This is a genomic window from Alcanivorax sp. HI0044 (assembly GCF_001634945.1).
Window position 1 is genome coordinate 1 of record NZ_LWEZ01001741.1, and the last position, 677, is coordinate 677.

The window sequence follows — 677 nt, forward strand, 5'->3', positions numbered from 1 at the left end:
CATCCTCACCGACAAGACCTTGCGTACCAGCGCGGACGACATCTATGCGCTGGGTGACTGCGCCGAAGTACAGGGTCATGTGCTGCCCTACGTCCTGCCGCTGATGGCCTCCGCCCGTGCCCTGGCGAAAACCCTGGCCGGCGATACCACTGAAGTCAGCTACGGCGTCATGCCGGTGACCATCAAGACCCCGGCGTGCCCGGTGGTGGTCTGCCCTGCTGCGGACGGCAGCGAAGGCGATTGGGAAGTGGAAGCGGATGGCAACACCGTACAAGCCCTGTTCCGTGGCAAGGACGGCAGCCTGCTGGGCTACGCCCTCACCGGTGAAGCGGTGAAAGAGAAGATGAAGCTCAACAAGGAACTGCCGGCAGTCATGCCGTAGGGACGCAACAGGCTTCACGTATCACACCGGTGGTGCGTGTAGCATGTGGCGTGTTGCTGATTTGATTAAGGACGGCCCATGAAGTTTTCACTGGTTTTGCTGGTGCTCGGTTGGCGGCTGCGCTGGCTGGCGTCGCGTAACGCTGGCTTTCAAAAGCAACTGGAGAACCGCAATGTGGTGATGCAGTGGCGGACTTTCGCGGGCAAGCCGGCGCGCAGTTTTCATTTTATGCCCGGCAAGGTGGTATCCAAGGCCGGCATTCACAGTGAGCCCACCGTGACCCTGAACTTCAAGA

At 60.6% G+C, this 677-nt stretch carries 2 pseudogenes; both read left to right on the top strand.

Annotation, left to right across the window (positions count from 1 at the left end):
- Positions 1-382: pseudogene (locus tag A3730_RS26130) on the top strand (FAD-dependent oxidoreductase); the annotation flags it as partial.
- A gap of 78 nt (positions 383-460) precedes the next feature.
- A pseudogene (locus A3730_RS26135) lies at positions 461-677 on the top strand (hypothetical protein); the annotation flags it as partial.